The 14,980-nt window shown below is 66.1% G+C and carries 19 protein-coding genes and 1 tRNA gene; 5 read left to right on the top strand and 15 right to left on the bottom strand.

Translation table 11 applies throughout. The annotated features are described in order from the left end of the window. The first annotated feature begins 64 nt into the window (after window positions 1–64). Entirely contained in the window at window positions 65–970 is a 906-nt protein-coding gene (locus SH584_RS07715) for a zinc-ribbon domain-containing protein (protein WP_324806055.1), read from the top strand. Between the two features lie 3 nt (window positions 971–973). Here the strand turns inward: SH584_RS07715 and SH584_RS07710 are convergent, their stop codons facing one another. Next, complete coding sequence (locus tag SH584_RS07710; RefSeq protein WP_324806054.1) at window positions 974–1,237, bottom strand: hypothetical protein; 264 nt, start codon at window positions 1,235–1,237, stop codon at window positions 974–976. A 166-nt stretch (window positions 1,238–1,403) separates the two neighbouring features. Here SH584_RS07710 and SH584_RS07705 point away from each other — a divergent pair. Beyond that, window positions 1,404–1,490, top strand: a tRNA-Leu gene (locus SH584_RS07705). Window positions 1,491–1,568: 78 nt separating this feature from the next. On the opposite strand, the gene SH584_RS07700 is transcribed toward SH584_RS07705, so the two are convergent. The 5 genes from SH584_RS07700 to SH584_RS07680 form a co-directional block, all read right to left on the bottom strand. After that, window positions 1,569–1,865 carry a hypothetical protein gene (locus SH584_RS07700; RefSeq protein WP_324806052.1) on the bottom strand — a complete coding sequence of 99 codons (297 nt, stop codon included), beginning with the start codon at window positions 1,863–1,865 and terminating at the stop codon, window positions 1,569–1,571. Continuing rightward, complete coding sequence (locus tag SH584_RS07695; protein WP_324806050.1) at window positions 1,774–4,296, bottom strand: carboxypeptidase regulatory-like domain-containing protein; 2,523 nt, start codon at window positions 4,294–4,296, stop codon at window positions 1,774–1,776. Before SH584_RS07695 ends, SH584_RS07700 begins: the two co-directional genes overlap by 92 nt. Window positions 4,297–4,323: 27 nt before the next feature. Then, window positions 4,324–5,151, bottom strand: a complete 828-nt coding sequence (locus tag SH584_RS07690; RefSeq protein WP_324806048.1) for a fimbrial biogenesis chaperone — start codon at window positions 5,149–5,151, stop codon at window positions 4,324–4,326. Window positions 5,152–5,324: 173 nt separating this feature from the next. Beyond that, window positions 5,325–5,837, bottom strand: a complete 513-nt coding sequence (locus SH584_RS07685; protein WP_324806046.1) for a DUF4402 domain-containing protein — start codon at window positions 5,835–5,837, stop codon at window positions 5,325–5,327. 159 nt (window positions 5,838–5,996) lie between these two features. Continuing rightward, window positions 5,997–6,527 (bottom strand): DUF4402 domain-containing protein, encoded by a 531-nt coding sequence (locus SH584_RS07680; protein WP_324806044.1) that lies wholly within the window; start codon window positions 6,525–6,527, stop codon window positions 5,997–5,999. 80 nt (window positions 6,528–6,607) lie between these two features. Here SH584_RS07680 and msrB point away from each other — a divergent pair, with 80 nt between their 5' ends. Together msrB and SH584_RS07670 are read left to right on the top strand one after the other, a co-directional pair. Then, a complete protein-coding gene (msrB, locus tag SH584_RS07675; protein WP_324806042.1) occupies window positions 6,608–7,051 on the top strand; it encodes a peptide-methionine (R)-S-oxide reductase MsrB in 444 nt (147 codons plus the stop codon). Window positions 7,052–7,098: 47 nt separating this feature from the next. Then, complete coding sequence (locus tag SH584_RS07670; protein ID WP_416385120.1) at window positions 7,099–9,171, top strand: transglycosylase domain-containing protein; 2,073 nt, start codon at window positions 7,099–7,101, stop codon at window positions 9,169–9,171. On the opposite strand, the gene SH584_RS07665 is transcribed toward SH584_RS07670, so the two are convergent. Together SH584_RS07665 and SH584_RS07660 are read right to left on the bottom strand one after the other, a co-directional pair. Next, window positions 9,124–9,837 carry a M48 family metallopeptidase gene (locus tag SH584_RS07665; protein WP_324806040.1) on the bottom strand — a complete coding sequence of 238 codons (714 nt, stop codon included), beginning with the start codon at window positions 9,835–9,837 and terminating at the stop codon, window positions 9,124–9,126. The genes SH584_RS07670 and SH584_RS07665 overlap by 48 nt on opposite strands. Continuing rightward, on the bottom strand, window positions 9,818–10,255 hold the full coding sequence (locus SH584_RS07660) for a YcgN family cysteine cluster protein (protein WP_324806038.1): 438 nt from the start codon (window positions 10,253–10,255) through the stop codon (window positions 9,818–9,820). The genes SH584_RS07665 and SH584_RS07660 overlap by 20 nt, the downstream gene beginning before the upstream one ends. Between SH584_RS07660 and SH584_RS07655 the strand changes: the two genes are divergently transcribed. Further along, complete coding sequence (locus SH584_RS07655) at window positions 10,254–10,910, top strand: ankyrin repeat domain-containing protein (protein WP_324806036.1); 657 nt, start codon at window positions 10,254–10,256, stop codon at window positions 10,908–10,910. The genes SH584_RS07660 and SH584_RS07655 overlap by 2 nt on opposite strands. Here the strand turns inward: SH584_RS07655 and SH584_RS07650 are convergent. The 7 genes from SH584_RS07650 to dnaQ form a co-directional block, all read right to left on the bottom strand. Then, window positions 10,907–11,404 (bottom strand): MmcB family DNA repair protein, encoded by a 498-nt coding sequence (locus SH584_RS07650; protein ID WP_322841785.1) that lies wholly within the window; start codon window positions 11,402–11,404, stop codon window positions 10,907–10,909. The genes SH584_RS07655 and SH584_RS07650 overlap by 4 nt on opposite strands. Before the next feature lie 73 nt (window positions 11,405–11,477). Further along, entirely contained in the window at window positions 11,478–12,131 is a 654-nt protein-coding gene (locus tag SH584_RS07645; RefSeq protein ID WP_324806032.1) for a cell wall hydrolase, read from the bottom strand. 182 nt (window positions 12,132–12,313) lie between these two features. After that, window positions 12,314–12,655, bottom strand: coding sequence for a DUF1491 family protein (locus SH584_RS07640; RefSeq protein WP_324806030.1), 342 nt, complete (start codon window positions 12,653–12,655; stop codon window positions 12,314–12,316). Then, entirely contained in the window at window positions 12,652–13,119 is a 468-nt protein-coding gene (locus SH584_RS07635; RefSeq protein ID WP_324806028.1) for a PaaI family thioesterase, read from the bottom strand. The genes SH584_RS07640 and SH584_RS07635 overlap by 4 nt, the downstream gene beginning before the upstream one ends. After that, window positions 13,109–13,576 carry a PTS sugar transporter subunit IIA gene (locus tag SH584_RS07630; RefSeq protein ID WP_416385174.1) on the bottom strand — a complete coding sequence of 156 codons (468 nt, stop codon included), beginning with the start codon at window positions 13,574–13,576 and terminating at the stop codon, window positions 13,109–13,111. Before SH584_RS07630 ends, SH584_RS07635 begins: the two co-directional genes overlap by 11 nt. 70 nt (window positions 13,577–13,646) lie before the next feature. After that, the gene (hpf, locus tag SH584_RS07625; protein ID WP_322841790.1) at window positions 13,647–14,216 is read right to left on the bottom strand and encodes a ribosome hibernation-promoting factor, HPF/YfiA family; all 570 of its coding nucleotides are present in this window, start codon (window positions 14,214–14,216) and stop codon (window positions 13,647–13,649) included. Between the two features lie 44 nt (window positions 14,217–14,260). After that, on the bottom strand, window positions 14,261–14,974 hold the full coding sequence (dnaQ, locus tag SH584_RS07620; protein WP_322841791.1) for a DNA polymerase III subunit epsilon: 714 nt from the start codon (window positions 14,972–14,974) through the stop codon (window positions 14,261–14,263). Between the last annotated feature and the right edge of the window lie 6 nt (window positions 14,975–14,980).

Here is a 14,980-nt window from a genome sequence, read left to right as displayed (position 1 = left end):
GCCTTGCCAAGGAGGGAGCATTGCTGTTTATCGAGGATTACCCGTTGAGGAGGGCCCGCGACCAATGATCCTGACCTGCCCCGCATGCGGCACCAAATATGTCGTCAAGGACGGCGCCGTCCCGCCGGGCGGCCGCCAGGTCCGCTGCGCCGCGTGCAAGAACAGCTGGCACCAGGATCCCGAGCCTGTCGCCGCGATCGATCCGGCCCCGCCAGTCGATGTCCCCGTCGCCGAGGATATCGGCGGTGGCCCGCCCGTTCCCGGGGCCGTCGGCGAGCCCGATACGGACACGACGGCCGAGGTGCCCGCGGAGGCCGAAGCGCACGGCATGATCGCCGAGACGCCGGAGCCCTACGATCGCTGGTCGGACCCAGTCCCGCCCGAACCGGCGACCGATCCCGTCGAAGCCGATCCCGCGCCGCCCGCCCGCGACGCTCTGCCCTTTGCGCCGCCGGCGTATGAGCGGGAGCCTGCTCCGCCGCCCGCGCCCGCGGCCGAGGAAGAATATATCGGCTATCTCGATCCGTACGAGGACGAGGAGCGCCCGCGGCGCCGTTGGCCGTGGGCGATCTTGCTGGTTTTCCTGATCGCGCTCGCCGCGGTCGCCTTCTGGTATTTGGCTCCGACCGAATGGAAGGCTCGTGCGGGCATCGCGCAGGCGGGAACGAGCCCCTTGCTCCTCATGATCACCACGAAGGATCGTCAGCAGCTCGAAAGCGGTAACGAGCTCGTCGTCATCAGCGGACGGGTCATCAATCCGACCGATCAGTCGCAGAATGTCCCGCCGATCCAGGCCGAGCTACGCAACAAGGAGTCGAAGGCGGTCATCCATCGCTGGACGATCGCCCCGCCGACGCAGCAACTGGCGCCGCGGGCGAGCGCGAACTTCAACAGCGCGAAGACCGACGTCCCCGAAGGCGGCGACGAACTGACGATCAGCTTGGGCAACGCGCCCGCGACTGGCGTCTAAAAACTATTGAAATTCAAGCAGTTGGGCTGGGTAGGCGATGCCCTGCTCGTTGATCTGCGCGCGGCGTTGTCCGGCGCCTTCCGACTTGCCGCGATGGCCGGGACCGAAGCGCGCGCCCGACACGATCCTGATGCTGGCCTGCGCGCGTACGCTGGCACCGCTGCTCGCGGTCAAGGTCGTGGTGTCCACGCGCTCCGACACCGCCGGGGTGGCGGGGAGAGCCGCGAGGCCTGCCAGGATAGCCAAAGACGCAATCATCTCGGTCACCATAACGACTAGCGCGCAGGTTGGTTACCGCGCCGTTAGGGATTGTTCCATTTTGGACCGAAACGCAAACGCCGCCTTTGCCGTTGCCAGCCTCCCGATGCTTTGCTAGAGGCCGCGCCCTACCAGAGGCAGCGGCACCCGGATGGACCGCTGCCTTTTCATGAGTGCGGTCGTGGCGGAACTGGTAGACGCGCAACGTTGAGGTCGTTGTGGGCGAAAGCCCGTGGAAGTTCGAGTCTTCTCGACCGCACCATTTTTCAGTAAAATCAAAGTCTTGCCTTCGGGCCGCCCAGCCGCGTCCGCAGCCCAAGTCGTGCCAGACGACTTTTGGTTAACGCGGCGGCCCGGGCGTCTCGGCGAGCGCGACGCGGTCGGCTTTGACGATGCGGATGGCGCCCAGCCGGATGACCGTCCGATCCGCGCCGATCTCGATCGGATTGCCGATTTCTGGGGCTGACCCCGAGGCGGCGACGCTGGTGGACGTCAGTCGCAGCGAATAACGACCGTACGCGACGCGTTCGAATAGGATGAAGCCGTCATAGTCGCTGCGCGATGCCGCGACGACCTTGCCCGCCGCGTCGACCAACTCGACATCGAGTCCTTCGAACCCGCGCCCGTCGTCGCGCACCAGCATCCCTTCGATGTCGCCCGCCCCCACGAGCCCGATCTCGATCGTCGCGGCGACGCCCGGACGCGGGACGATCCGCTGGAGCGCCTTGCGCGGCGCGAGCGAGGGATCGGACAGCGTCGAGGTGTCGATCCCCACGGCAAGCGGCTGGAAATGGCGCGAGCCCCGCGACCCGCACGCGGCCTTCATCGTCGCTGACTGCGTCCGAGACGCGCTGTCCGGTGGTGATGCTCGCGCCCTTTTCCCACGGTTCGGCCGAATCGCGGACGCCATTGTCGTTAAGGTCGCGATAGATCCGCGCCTCGACCGCGCCGGTGCTCGCCAGTCGCTGGCTGGTCGGGCGGAAGCCGCCAGCACTCGCGTCGAGCGAGAAGTTGAGGTTGATCCCCGCGGCGACGCTGCCGTCGGTTCCCGCCTCGATCGACGCTGCTGCTGCCACCGCGTTGAAGCGGCGGATATGCGAGACGCGCGCGCGGCCGCGTTTGACCGACGCGTCATACCCCACCGCGCCTTCCCAATCGGCATTTTCCGAAGCGGACCAATAGCCTGACAGCTCGGTCGCCTTGAAACGTCGCTGCGGCGCCGCGTCGAACACGGCTTCACCGCGAACACGAACTTCGCCGATCCGGCCGGTCCCGATCAGCGACAGGTCGACCTGGTCGGGCCTCGCGTCGGACGAGCCGATGTCGCGCTGCCAGCGTGCCTGGCCGGACAAGTTAAAGCCATTGAAGTTGGTCGACAGCCGCCCCGCTGCTTCGAGCGAGCGATTGCCCTTTCCTTCCTCGATCATCCGAACGTCGGCATGCGCGGCGATCCGCCGCTGGCCGAGCTTGATCGGCGCGTCGAGCGACAGCCGCGCGTCGCGATAATGCTGCTGGCGGCGGCCGTTGAGCGTGAAGTCGTTCGCCATCAGCGCATCGGCGCTGACGCTAACCGATCCGATCCGCCCAAGCGCCTGCGCACGCACGGCAGTGCCGCCGCGGCTGTCCCTCGCGACGGCGGTTTCGACCAGTGCCGGTCCGATCGATCGTCGGATCGAGCCTTCGACGAAGGTCAGCCGCTCTTCCCCGTCGAGCAACATCGTCGCGAGCACGCCGACCGAGGTGCGCTTGTCGAGGCCATGCTCGACCTGCACCGCGGCCTGGAGATCGGGCTGGCGGAAGTCGGCGGGTCCATTGCGGGCCAGCGGCGTCGTGGTGCCGTCCTCGCCCAGCATTTTGCCGAGCAGACTCTTGCCGGGCTGGCTGGCCCCCGCCCAATACCAGGTCTTTCCCGCCGGCACCTGATTGTCACCGACGTTGATCGATTCGAGCCGGCTGCGCTGCTGTCCCTGCGGACCGTAGAGGATGATTTCGAACCGATTGTCGCCATAGACGAGCGACACGTCGTCGAACTGATAGCGATTGGCGCCGGTCGAGCGACTAAAGGCGAGCAATTCACCGTTGCGGTAAAGTTCGGCGTCCCAACCGGGCGGGAGTTCGCCCTCGAAGCGGGTGCGGTCGAAGGCGACCGGGTTGTACAGCGGGCGGTTGGTGACCTCTGCGCCACGCCCGGTCAGGCCTGGAACGAGTCGGCTGGTGAGGCCTTGCACGTCACCGACCGCGAAATGGGTGGCGTTGAGTGGTCCAAGCAGGCCGCCATCGGGTTCGGAGCGATAAGCGCGAAGGCGGAGCGAGCGCGGTTTTCCGCGATTGTCGGTCGCCAGTGCCGCGTCGTAGCTGAGATTGGCGATTTCGCCCGCCGCGAGCACTGACGCGCCGCGATCGACCTTGGTCCCGGTGCCGGCATTGTATGTGACGCCGGCGCTGACGATGAAGTCGAGCGCGGGCGCTCGCCACATTCGATAGGGGAGCTTGACCCGCGGCGCGCCTTCGAGCGGCATCGATGCGGGCCTGATCCGGGCGGCGCGGGCCTCCCGCTCGCGCAGCAGCTCGATCGGAAGCTTGGCCTCCGATTCGAGCAGCAGGATCGAGCCCGACGGCACCGCCGTGATCCCAAGCTTGAACCAACGGCCCAACGCCGCGCTGTCGACGCACCAACCTTCGGGTGTTTCGCGGACGCTGTAGGGAGAAAGCTTTTCCTGCACACTTCCGAAGCGAACCGTTCCGGCAGCGACGTTGATATCGATCTTGTGATCTTCGCGGAACGCCCAGCCGCTTGCGTGCTTGGCGGCGAGGTCGATCTTCATCGGCACGTCGAGCGTCGTCAGGAAGTCGCCAAGGACGACGCAAGTGCCTTCGGGCGTCTGATAGGCGCGCACTCCGTCGCCAAGGCGCAATTGGCGAATGTTGACGTCGAGCAGATATTGGGTCTCGGGGTCGGCGGTCCAGCCTGGCGTCACCGGCGTGGCCGCCCACGCAGCGACAGCGCCCGCCGCGGCGAGCGCCATCGACGCAAGAGCGCCGCGCACCAGGCCTTGCGGCCGGTTCATGCTGCTGGCTCCGCCCCCCGGCCCTCCCTAGCGCAGGACCGCGCTGGTTTCGGCGATGGTCACCGGACCGGTATCGGTCGGCTCGATATATTGGACGGTCACCGCGCCGTTGGCCTGCGCAGCATATTTGGGATCGATCGGCACCGACACTGACCGCGAATCGAGTTCGGTGTAGACCGCGACGCCGCGGACGACCGCGATCGGGTCCGAGACGCCGGCTTTCAGCACGCGCACTTCGCCGAAAGTCGAGCGCTTGCCCGACCGGCTGAGATCGACCGCGACCGCGGGCTGGCCATCTTCGACCACCTTGCGGACATTGGCGATGCCGGCCTTGGCCTCGAGATTGCCGAGGCGGACGATGACCGGGATGGTGACCCCGTAGATCGGGGTCAGCTGGAAGGCGACGCCTTCGACTTTTGCGCCCGGCGCAGCGGCAGCGCGGGGCGGCGGCACGGCGCGAAACAACAGGTGCGCGCGATATTCGCCATCGGCCAGTCCCTGCGGGGCGCGCGCCGACAGCCGGATCGCCTGCGGCTGATTCGGCGGCAAAGTGACGCGGCGCGGGGCGAACAGGATCATCTCCTGCGCCGCTTTCTCGCCATCCGAAGGCGCGGTCACGTCGGTCAGGCGCCCGTCGGGGGTCATGCGGCGAAGCTCGACCGAAATGCGGTAGGTTGCGACCTCATCGCCGATATTGTTGAGGATGACCTCGGTCCCGCGGCGCCCGTCGAGCACGATCCGGGTCGGCGCGACCAGCAGGTCCCCAACGCCGGCGTTCGCCGCCGGAGCCGCAAGCAGCAACGCGGGCGCGAGCAGCGTTGCACGGGCGAGCAGGGGAAGGATCGAGAGACGCATGCATATTCCTCCAAAATGGCTGAAGGCACTGATGCATCCGAAATGGTTATCATCCGCCTAACCATGGCGTTCGAAGTGCGGGATCCGGCCACGCAAAAAGGGCCGCCGGTTGCCCGGCAGCCCTTTCCTGGTTCGGCGACTGACGAGCCGCCGATTTTTCTGGTCGTCCCGACTTAATAGTCGACGGTGACTTCGATGTTGCCGACATAGAGGCCGTCGACCGTGGTCGAGGTCAGCGTGATCGCGCCGCCGACCTGGAAGTTGCTGCCCGGCGCGCCCGAGTTGGCGAGCGTGTGCGTCGTCGGCGCGTTCGGCGTGAAGACGAGCTTCTCGTTGTTGCCCGAAGTCGTGTTCGTCAGGTCCGATGCGACGGCGGCGATGTTGACGGTCATCGACTTGGTGCCGGTGACGTTATAGTCGGCCGATGAGACGGTGCCCGAGCAGGTGAGCGCGCCGGTGCAGCCCGACAGGACGCCTGCCTGGCTGATCGAAACGGTCTGCGGCGCGGCGAGCGTGCCGACCAGGATCGTGCCGAAGTTGAGGTTGCGCGCGGCGGTCAGCGTCAGCGGCTTGACGATCTTCGCGGTCGCGGTCGCCTTCGGATTGGCCGAAGTCGGAGCAGCCAGCGCCGGGGTGGCGACGAGCGCTGCGGTCGCGGCGAGCGCCGCCAGAGTGAACTTGTTCATGAAATTTATCCCCACTTGTTTCGATGCCGGAGGGCCAGCCGAGCCGGCCGTCCAACGGTGAGGACGTCATTAACCTTGACCGCTTTCCGCTTTGCTCAGGCCTATGGTTTCCGGCGCATTAAGCATTGGTCCGGAATGGAGAGTTTTCCTGGCAGCGCCTTAGAAATATTCGACGTCGATCGGCACGTCGCCGCGAAATTCGCCGTCGCTGTCGCCGTCGATCTTCAGGATTCCGCCGAATCGGAAGGTCAGCGTGCCGTTCGCACCGAGGCGCGGCGCCGCGATCAGGTCGGTGCGAATCGATTCGAGTTGGATCGTCCCGCCGGACAGGCCGTGCAGCACGATCTGGTCGGGCAGTCCGATCCGGACATGGCGGCCCGGCTCCCCGCGAATGACGACCTGGCCGACCATCGCCCGCGCGCCGATCGCCTGGATCGATCCCCCGACGCTGCGCGCGCCGTCCGGACCGAGTTCCGCCATGCCCGCGCCGCTGCCGCTGAGGATCAGGCGGTCGAAGTCTAGCGTCGTTTCCACGTCGAGACGAACCGCAGTTTCGTTTCCGCTGCTTTGCTTGGCGGGATCGACCGAACAGAGGCGGCAGGGGGCCAGCACCGATTGCGAAGCCGCCGGCGTTGCAAGTCCCGTCGCGAATAAGGTCGCGAGGACGAAAGGGGCAAGTTGGAGGCCCATCAAGGCACCAAGCTACGCAAGGAGCGTTGAAACAGGGTTAACGATGCTTTCACGCACTTCACCGAACGGAACTGCCGACGATGACCGATCAACGCCGAACCGACGCCGACTGGCGCGCGTCCCTGAGCCCCGAACAATATCGAATCCTGCGCGAAGCGGGCACCGAAGCGCCGTTCACCGGCGAATTGCTCAACAACAAGGGTGAGGGCACCTACCGATGTGCCGCGTGCGGCGAGCCGCTGTTCGGCAGCGACACCAAATATGACAGCGGCTCGGGCTGGCCGAGCTTCACCGCGCCGATCGAAGGCGATGCGGTGGAGGAAAAGACCGACCACAGCCATGGCATGAGCCGCACCGAAGTCCGCTGCGCGAAATGCGAAGGCCATCTGGGCCATGTATTTCCCGACGGACCGGGCGAAACCGGGCTCCGCTATTGCATCAACAGCGCGTCGCTCGACTTCGACGACCAGAAGAGCGATCACGCCGAAGAAGACGAAGAAGTTTCGACCGCGCGCGACGCGTGACGGTAACGCTTGTCGGGGCGCGTGCGGTTCAATAGGGAATTGGGCCAATGGCCCGCGCGACCCCGAGCAGCTTCAAGGCGATGGCGCTGACCGCATTCAAATGGGGTCTGGGTTTTGCCGTCGCCGGACTGGTCGCGCTGATCATCGCGGTCGTGATCGCGATGATGTCGCTCCCCGACTATCGCCAACTCACGCGCCGCTCCGACCTTGGCCAGATGGTTCGCGTTCGCGCCGCCGACGGGTCGCTACTCGTGTCACTGGGGCCGACGTTCGGCCGCTGGCTCCCCTACGACGAGATCCCCGCGACGATGCGGTCGGCGATGATCGCGGTCGAGGATCGCCGCTTCCGGAGCCACCTTGGCGTCGACCCGATCGGCATGGCGCGGTCGGTCAAGGTGCGGTTCGACACCGGCCAATGGCGTCAGGGCGGATCGACGATCACGCAGCAGCTGGCGCGCAACATCTTCCTGACCAACAGCCGCACCTTCGGCCGCAAAATCCGCGAGGCGGTGCTCGCGCTCGCGCTCGAGCGCAAATTCTCGAAGGACCAGATCCTCGAACTCTACCTCAATCGCGTCTATTTCGGCGGCGGCGCCTACGGCATCGATGCTGCCAGCCGCACCTTCTACGGACATGGCGGCGAGAATCTTACGCTCGGCGAGGCGGCGATCATTGCCGGCCTGGTCAAGGCGCCGTCCAACTATTCGCCCACCGCCGATGTGGAAGCTGCCCGCGGCCGTGCGGGGGTGGTGCTCGATTCGATGGTGCGCAACGGCTTCCTGCCCGCGTCGGCAGCCGCGTCAGTCGACCCTGCCGAAATCCGGGTTCAGCCCGCCACCAAACAGAACAGCGTCCGGTATTTTACCGATTGGGCGCTCCCGCAGCTCGACACGCTCATCGACGAGACCAGCGAGCCGATCGACGTGTTCACCACGCTCGACCCCGGAATGCAGACCGCCGCCAATCGCGCGGTGAACGCCAACACGCCGCGCGGCGCGCAGGGAGCGCTGGTTGCGGTCGATCGCGATGGGGCGGTGCGCGCGATGATCGGCGGGCGCGATTATGTCGATTCGATCTACAACCGCGCGACCCAGGCGGAGCGTCAGCCGGGATCGGCGTGGAAGCTGTTCGTCTATCTCGCCGCGCTCGAATCGGGGATGAAGCCGACCGACACGGTCGTCGACGAACCGGTGACGATCAACGGCTGGACCCCGCGCAATTCCACCCGCACTAATCTTGGCCCGATCACGCTGCGCGAGGCATTTTCGCGGTCGATCAACACCGTCAGCGCGAAGATCGGCGATGCCTTGGGGTTCGGGACGATCGCCGACATGGCGCGCCGGTTTGGCATTTCAGGCACCATCTCGACCTATCCGTCGATGGTGTTGGGGACCAGCGACGTTCGCCTGATCGACATGACCCGCGCCTTTGCGGCGGTACAGAACCGCGGCGTCAGCGTGATGCCCTACGCGATCCGCCGCGTCGTCACCGCCGACGGGCAATTGCTCTACCAGCACCAGGCGACCGAGGAGCGCGTGCTCGTCGCGCCGTGGGTTGCGGCGGGAATGACCGACCTTCTGCAATCGGCAGTGCTGTCCGGGACGGGCCGTGCCGCCGCCATCGGGCGACCGGTCGCAGGCAAGACCGGGACGACCACGTCGAACAAGGACGGCTGGTTCATCGGCTTTTCAAGCGGGCTGACGACCGGGGTGTGGATGGGGCGCGACGACGCGCGCACCGTTGCCGGCCTCCAGGGCGGAACCGCCCCGGCCCGCGCCTTCTCCGATTTCATGAAGGTTGCGGTGGCCAAGCGCCCGGTCGAATCCTTCGAGACCGAGGCGCCGCTGCCCGATTGGCAGCTCGAACCCGACGAAGAGGCATGGGGCCTCAATCTGGAAGACGAGGCGCCGATGATGGTCGACGCCGACGGCAATCCGATCGGTCCTGCGCCGGCCGATCCGCTCGCCCCGGGCTCGGCGCCTCCGACCCCCGAGCAGGGACAGGTCGACCAGCAATGGCTCGATGAAGTTCTCGATCGGCCGCGACCGGCACAGCCGAGCCCGCCGCCGCCCTCAGCGCCCCCGCCCGAGCCGTTTGAGCCGGGGGCTCAGGGCACGTAATTCGGCGCGCACCGTCGCTACATCGCCGTCGAACAATGCCGCTTCGGCCTCGCGAAACGCCGCTCCGTGATTCATGTGAAGCCGATGCGCGACCTCGTGCGCGACCACCCATCGCAGAATGGCAGGCGGCGCCATCACCAGCCGCCAATTGTAGCGGATCGAGCCGCTGGCCGAGCAACTTCCCCAGCGCGTGCCGGCGTCACCGACGCTGACCGATGAGATCGTCACGCCCGCGCGTTTTGCCGCGGCGGCGGTTTCCTCGCTCAATCGTTCGCGCGCCAGGCTCCGCAGGTGCCGCTCGATCCGCGCGGCGAACGAGGCGGGCTCGCCGCCGCAGATCATCCGGTTTTCGACAAGGCGGGCGGTTCGTGGCGCCTGCGCGTCCCAGTGAAGCTGCACCTCGCGCCCTTCGACCAGAATCGAGACGCCGGGGACGAACGGCTCGCTCGGCGCCAGTCTCGCGATCTGCGCGTCGACCCAGTCCGACTGGCGACGCGCCCAGTCCAACGCGGCGCGCCGGCTGGTGCGTTTCGGGCAGGTCAGCGTCAGGCACTCGCGCGCTTCGTCGAGGCGAAGGCGGAGCATTCGTGCGCGCGGATGGGGCCGGATTTCGACCGGCCACGCCAGCCCGTCGACCGTCAGCGCCTCAGAGCGGGCGATCGACAAGGTGATATTCCAGCTCGCCCGCGTCGAGCTCGCTGACGGTCCAGCCGCGGGTCGACTGTCCCGCCTGGTGTACCGTCTCGCGGCTGCCGGAGACGAGGTAATGCCATTCGGGAAGCGGCTCGCCGTCGGCGCGAAGGCGATAGGCACAGGTCGAGGGCAACCATTCGAGGCCGTCGACCTTGCCGGGGGTCAGTTGCACACAATCGCTGACCAGCTTCTTGCGGTTCGAATAATCGGTGCACTGCCCCTGTCGCCGGTCGAGCAGCTTGCACGCCACGTTGGTCGCGTAGAGCTGTCCAGTGTCCTCGTCTTCGAGCTTGTGGAGGCAGCAGCGGCCGCAGCCGTCGCACAGCGCTTCCCACTCCCCACGGTCGAGCGAGGCCAAGGGCTTTTCCCAAAAGGGTTTTGCGCTATTCATGAGGCGCTCAGCCTTGGTGCGGCAGGGCGGCAAGATCAAGGCAAAGGGTATCGAGATGCGTGACTGGGGCACGGCGGCAGTAACCGCGATCATGATCGCGACGGCGGGACCGGCGCTTGGTCAAGCGATGAACGGGTCGGAAGGCGAAGCATTCCTTACCGCCGTCAAGGAGGGCGATGCCAGCAAGGCCTTGCCGATGATCGACAGTAGCGGCGGTCGGATCGTCAACTTTCGCGGGTTCGCGGGCGACACCGCGCTGCACATCGCAACGCGCCAGCGGGAGACCGATTGGGTCGGCCACTTGCTGGGCAAGGGCGCCGACCCGAACATTGGCGATCGTAATGGTGATACGCCGATGATCCTCGCGGCGCGGATTGGCATGTCCGACGCGGTCGGATGGATGCTGGCGCGCAACGCGCGGGTCGACACGGCCAACAAGCGCGGAGAGACCGCCTTAATCGTGGCGGTTCAGGCGCGGCAGCCGGATATCGTCGAAATGCTGCTCGAAGCGGGTGCCGACGCCGACAAGTCCGATTTCGCCGCCGGTTATTCGGCGCGCGACTACGCCAAGCGCGACAGCCGCAATCCGCGGATCCTAAAGCTGATCGAAACGGTCAAGTCGACGCGGCGCAAGGCCGCCGGTCCCAACCTTTAGCGATCGTCGCCAAGGCTGGGGTCGATCGACGCCGACAATCGACGGGCGGCACGACGGGCGAAGCGAAGCGTCTCAGCCTTGCGGCGGGCTGGGGCCAAGGGGCGCGTGGACGCTTCGCGGACCACGGCGGCATCATAGCGATCAGCCACGAGTAGTCCCGCTTGTCCCGGCAAGAAGCGCGCATCGTCGAGCAGCGAGGCCAGCGCCTGCGGCACTGCCCAGAAGAAACGATCGCAATAATCGAGATAGTCGCCCCATTTCTGGTCGCCCAGCAGGTCTGCACGGCTGACCTTGATCTCCACGATCGTCAGTTCGCCCTTGGCGCCAATCGCCATCAGATCGGCGCGGCGGCCGTTGGGCAACGGCACTTCGCACATCGCGAACAGGTCGTGCCGGCAGAACAGTCGCGTCACCCCGCGCGCGACGTCGAGCGCGACCGGCGGAAGATCGTCGAAGCAGGATGAATCAGGAGCGGGAATCGGGGCGCTGGACATGCCCCGTCGTTAGAACAAAAAGAGACCGGCGCAAAGGCCGGTCCCCTGTGTTCATCGCAGTTGCGCGGGCAACTCAGCGATAGAAAACGTGATTCCCGAGCGTCGCGACGCGGGTCATACGCCAGCCTGGCGAGACGCGGCGCGCATGGAAGGACAGTGCCTTGCCGACGGGCGAATCGTGAAGCTTGTTGGCGACGATCTTCGCCACCGCGACGGCATTCTTCCACTGCAGCCCGCCACGAGCGATCGACGGCATCGAGCCGCCACGCACGAAGCTGAACTGGCCGCGCTGATACACCACGCCGCAGAAGCTCTTCGGGTATTTGCCCGAGGTCGTGCGGTTGGCGATCACGTGGCCAACCGCAAGCTGGCCCTTGAGGCTCTCGCTTTTCGATTCGAAGTAAATGGCGCCGGCGAGACATTCTAGCTCGCGGCTTCCCGCCTCGGTGGAGCGCAGGCTGGCAACGGTCTCGGCCAGCGATGCCTTGGCAGCGAGGGCTTCTTCTTCGGCGGTGTCGGTGGCGGGCTCGCTCTCACCTTCGGTCGAGGCGGGCGGCGTCAGCAGCGTTTCAGTCGGACGGGCCGGGATCGGAAGGCTGGCGTAGGTCAGTGGAACCTTGGTCGTCTCGACAGTAGTGAGCGGCTCCATCTGGGGAGCAACTTTTGCCGGTGCGACCGAGGAGGCGGTCAGGGCGGCAATCACCGTCAGGACGGAACGAAAGGTCACGAACATGTATTCACTTATCTGTGCGGTGAACCGGCCGTCCGGCGATTGATGCGTGAACTTACGCACCGCTCGCCGAGGGTGATCCCCCGACTGCGTGGCATCTCATGTCGGCCTTCAAACGCCGGTGTGCGGATGCCCCCCGCTCTGTTGTTGACCCGCTATTCGCCGATGGTTCCGCCGGGTCAACCGATGGCGATCGTTTCAGCGATGAATCGTTCCGCCTCCGCGATATCCAGTTCGATGAGCCACAGATCGGTGTCGAATTTAACCCGGCGATCGATCCATTTCGCCCGGTCTTCCGCCGAGGATTCGGCATTGGGGCCGACGATCTGCCAGCGGTAATCGCCGTTCGGTTGAAGGGTGCGTTCGACGAAAGCGGAGTGTTGGCCGCGACTTGCGAGCGTCAGGATGATCGCCCCGCGGTCGGGGTCGCCCTTGCGAATCACCATGCCGAACCCGCCTTCCGCCTCGGCTCGGCGGAGCAGCGAGCTGGCCTCGACGCGGGCGGGAAGCCGGTCGTTCACCGGGCGGCGCGGTAACCGGGCAGCCCGGCCAGCGCGATTCCCGAGCGCATGAAGGTTCCGGTCCCGCGCGCGCATTCCTCGCCGGTTGAATCAACGATCCGCGCCTCCGCGACGAATACCCGGCGCCGACCCGAGATCCAGCGTCCCTCCGCGCGAGCCGCGCCCTCCTTCATCGGTTTGGTGAAGTGGAGGTTGAAGGCGGTCGTCAGCAGAAAGCGATCGCTGACCAAACTGTTGGCGGCATAGAAAGCCGCATCATCGAGCATCTTGAAATAGAGCGTCCCGTGCGCCGCGCCCGCAGCGTGGAACAGGTCGGGGGAAATGGCGAAGCGAATCTCGCTCTGCCCCGCCCGCCCGAGGACGAGGTCAGTATCGAAATATTGGTTGATCGGCGCCGACCGATAGAGCGATTCCAGCGAACGGAGATGCGCTTCCTCGCCGCTGAGCGCCTCGTCAGGCGGCATCGCGTTCCTCTGCACCGAGCAGCACTGCCGACAAGGCATCGCGCGAGCGCGCCCCGCGGATTTTCTCGACCGTCGCGGCATGGCGGACGAGTCGGCTGACCGCGGCGAGCGCCTTCAGATGCTCAGCACCCGCGTCGGGCGGGGAGAGGAGGAGGAAGACGAGATCCACCGGCGCACCATCAATCGCCTTGTAATCGAGCGGAGCCGCCAATCGCGTCACCAGCGCGTAGACCCGGTCGAGCCCGGCAAGCTTGCCGTGCGGGATCGCGACCCCGCCGCCGAACCCGGTCGACCCCAAGCGCTCGCGCTCGGCGATCGCGTCGGCGATCATGGTGGTATCAACCGACAATCGCTGACCAGCGATCTGCGCGAGCTGGTTGAGCAGCTGGCGCTTGTTGCCGGCCGACAGGTCGGTGCGGATCGCATCGAAATCGAGGAACTGGGAGAGTTGCATGATCAATACCCGATACAAGCGATAAGCGCCGACGGATCGGGCGCCGGCTAGCTAGACCAGTCGCCCGTCGCTGTCACTTGCCCGACGGTTCGACCCAGCCGATGGTTCCGTCGTCACGGCGATAGACCATGTTGAAATTGCCGGTTTTCGGGTTTTTGAACATTAGCGCGTTGGTGTTGCGCAGATCGAGCATCATCACCGCGTCGGACACGCTCGCTTCGGGAATGTCGACGCGGGTTTCCGCCACGATCGCGGGCGACGGCGGCAGCGGCGATTCATTGTCCTCGGGCGCAGCGAAAACGGTGTAGGCCGCATTCTCCTCGAGACCGGCTTCGGCGCCATTGCCGCGCCGTTCGCGAAGGCGGCTCATGTAGCGCTTCAGCTGCCGCTCGATCTTGTCGGCGGCGCCATCGAAGGCGACGTGTGCATCGCTGGCGCGGTTTGACGATTTCAGGACCACGCCCTGCGCCACCGGTGCGACGATGTCGCAGGTGAAATGCTCGTGCGGCGCCTTGCCGAAGGTGACGTTGGCCGCCACGGCCCGCGAGAAATATCGATCCGCCATCGCGGACATTCGATCCGAGACATGACCCTGCAGCGCCTCGCCGGTGTCGACCTGATGACCCGCGACCCTGATGTCCATGTGATGTCTCCTTGGAAAAACTTGTGTGACGCTGACGCGACGAATCAGGCGGCCCGGGTTTCCGCGGGATCGTCGAAACGAGCCCACAGCGGATTGGCCACCTTCACAAGAAACGCACGGTGACGCGCCAGTTCCTCAGGCGATGCAAAATGAGGACGAGCCGGTCGCACCGGGCGTTCGGACAGGATCTGCGCGCTGGAGACGGTCTCCGCGCTCGGGCGGTCGGTGACCAAGCCAAGGCCGATCTGCCGCCCACCGGTTAGTTCGATATAGACCTGCGCCAGCAATTGCGCGTCGAGCAACGCGCCGTGCTTCACGCGCTGGCTGCGATCGACCCCGAAGCGGGTGCAGAGCGCATCGAGGCTATGCTTGGCGCCCGGATGGCGCGAGCGGGCGATCGTCAGCGTGTCGACCATGCGGGTCATGCACACCGACGGGCGCCCGCACCGGCCAAGCTCGTGATTAAGGAAGCCGAAGTCGAAGCTGGCATTGTGCGCGACCAGCGGGGAATCGCCAATGAATTCGAGCAATTCCTCGACCTTGTCAGCGAACAGCGGCTTGTCCGACAGAAAGGTGTCGCCAAGCCCGTGAACCGCTTCCGCCTCACCCGGCATCGATCGTTCGGGATTGAAATAGGCGTGGTAATGCCGCCCCGTCTCGACCCGGCCGATCATTTCGATGCAGCCGATTTCGACCATGCGGTCGCCCCCCGCGGGGCTCAGGCCCGTGGTTTCGGTGTCGAAGACGATTTCGCGCATGGCCTT

This window comes from Sphingomonas sp. LY29 (assembly GCF_035593985.1).
GTDB lineage: Bacteria > Pseudomonadota > Alphaproteobacteria > Sphingomonadales > Sphingomonadaceae > Sphingomicrobium.
Note: the sequence above shows the minus strand (reverse complement) of the source record. Positions and strands in the feature narration are given on the sequence as shown.

Bases quoted from the DNA above. Each gene is read 5' to 3' on its own strand.
- SH584_RS07715 (WP_324806055.1), top strand. From the start codon at position 65: ATGATCCTGACCTGCCCCGCATGCGGCACCAAATATGTCGTCAAGGAC.
- SH584_RS07695 (WP_324806050.1), bottom strand. From the start codon at position 4,296: ATGAACCGGCCGCAAGGCCTGGTGCGCGGCGCTCTTGCGTCGATGGCG.
- SH584_RS07690 (WP_324806048.1), bottom strand. From the start codon at position 5,151: ATGCGTCTCTCGATCCTTCCCCTGCTCGCCCGTGCAACGCTGCTCGCG.
- SH584_RS07685 (WP_324806046.1), bottom strand. From the start codon at position 5,837: ATGAACAAGTTCACTCTGGCGGCGCTCGCCGCGACCGCAGCGCTCGTC.
- SH584_RS07680 (WP_324806044.1), bottom strand. From the start codon at position 6,527: ATGGGCCTCCAACTTGCCCCTTTCGTCCTCGCGACCTTATTCGCGACG.
- msrB (WP_324806042.1), top strand. From the start codon at position 6,608: ATGACCGATCAACGCCGAACCGACGCCGACTGGCGCGCGTCCCTGAGC.
- SH584_RS07670 (WP_416385120.1), top strand. From the start codon at position 7,099: ATGGCCCGCGCGACCCCGAGCAGCTTCAAGGCGATGGCGCTGACCGCA.
- SH584_RS07655 (WP_324806036.1), top strand. From the start codon at position 10,254: ATGAGGCGCTCAGCCTTGGTGCGGCAGGGCGGCAAGATCAAGGCAAAG.
- SH584_RS07660 (WP_324806038.1), bottom strand. From the start codon at position 10,255: ATGAATAGCGCAAAACCCTTTTGGGAAAAGCCCTTGGCCTCGCTCGAC.
- SH584_RS07650 (WP_322841785.1), bottom strand. From the start codon at position 11,404: ATGTCCAGCGCCCCGATTCCCGCTCCTGATTCATCCTGCTTCGACGAT.
- SH584_RS07635 (WP_324806028.1), bottom strand. From the start codon at position 13,119: ATGCCGCCTGACGAGGCGCTCAGCGGCGAGGAAGCGCATCTCCGTTCG.
- hpf (WP_322841790.1), bottom strand. From the start codon at position 14,216: ATGGACATCAGGGTCGCGGGTCATCAGGTCGACACCGGCGAGGCGCTG.
- dnaQ (WP_322841791.1), bottom strand. From the start codon at position 14,974: ATGCGCGAAATCGTCTTCGACACCGAAACCACGGGCCTGAGCCCCGCG.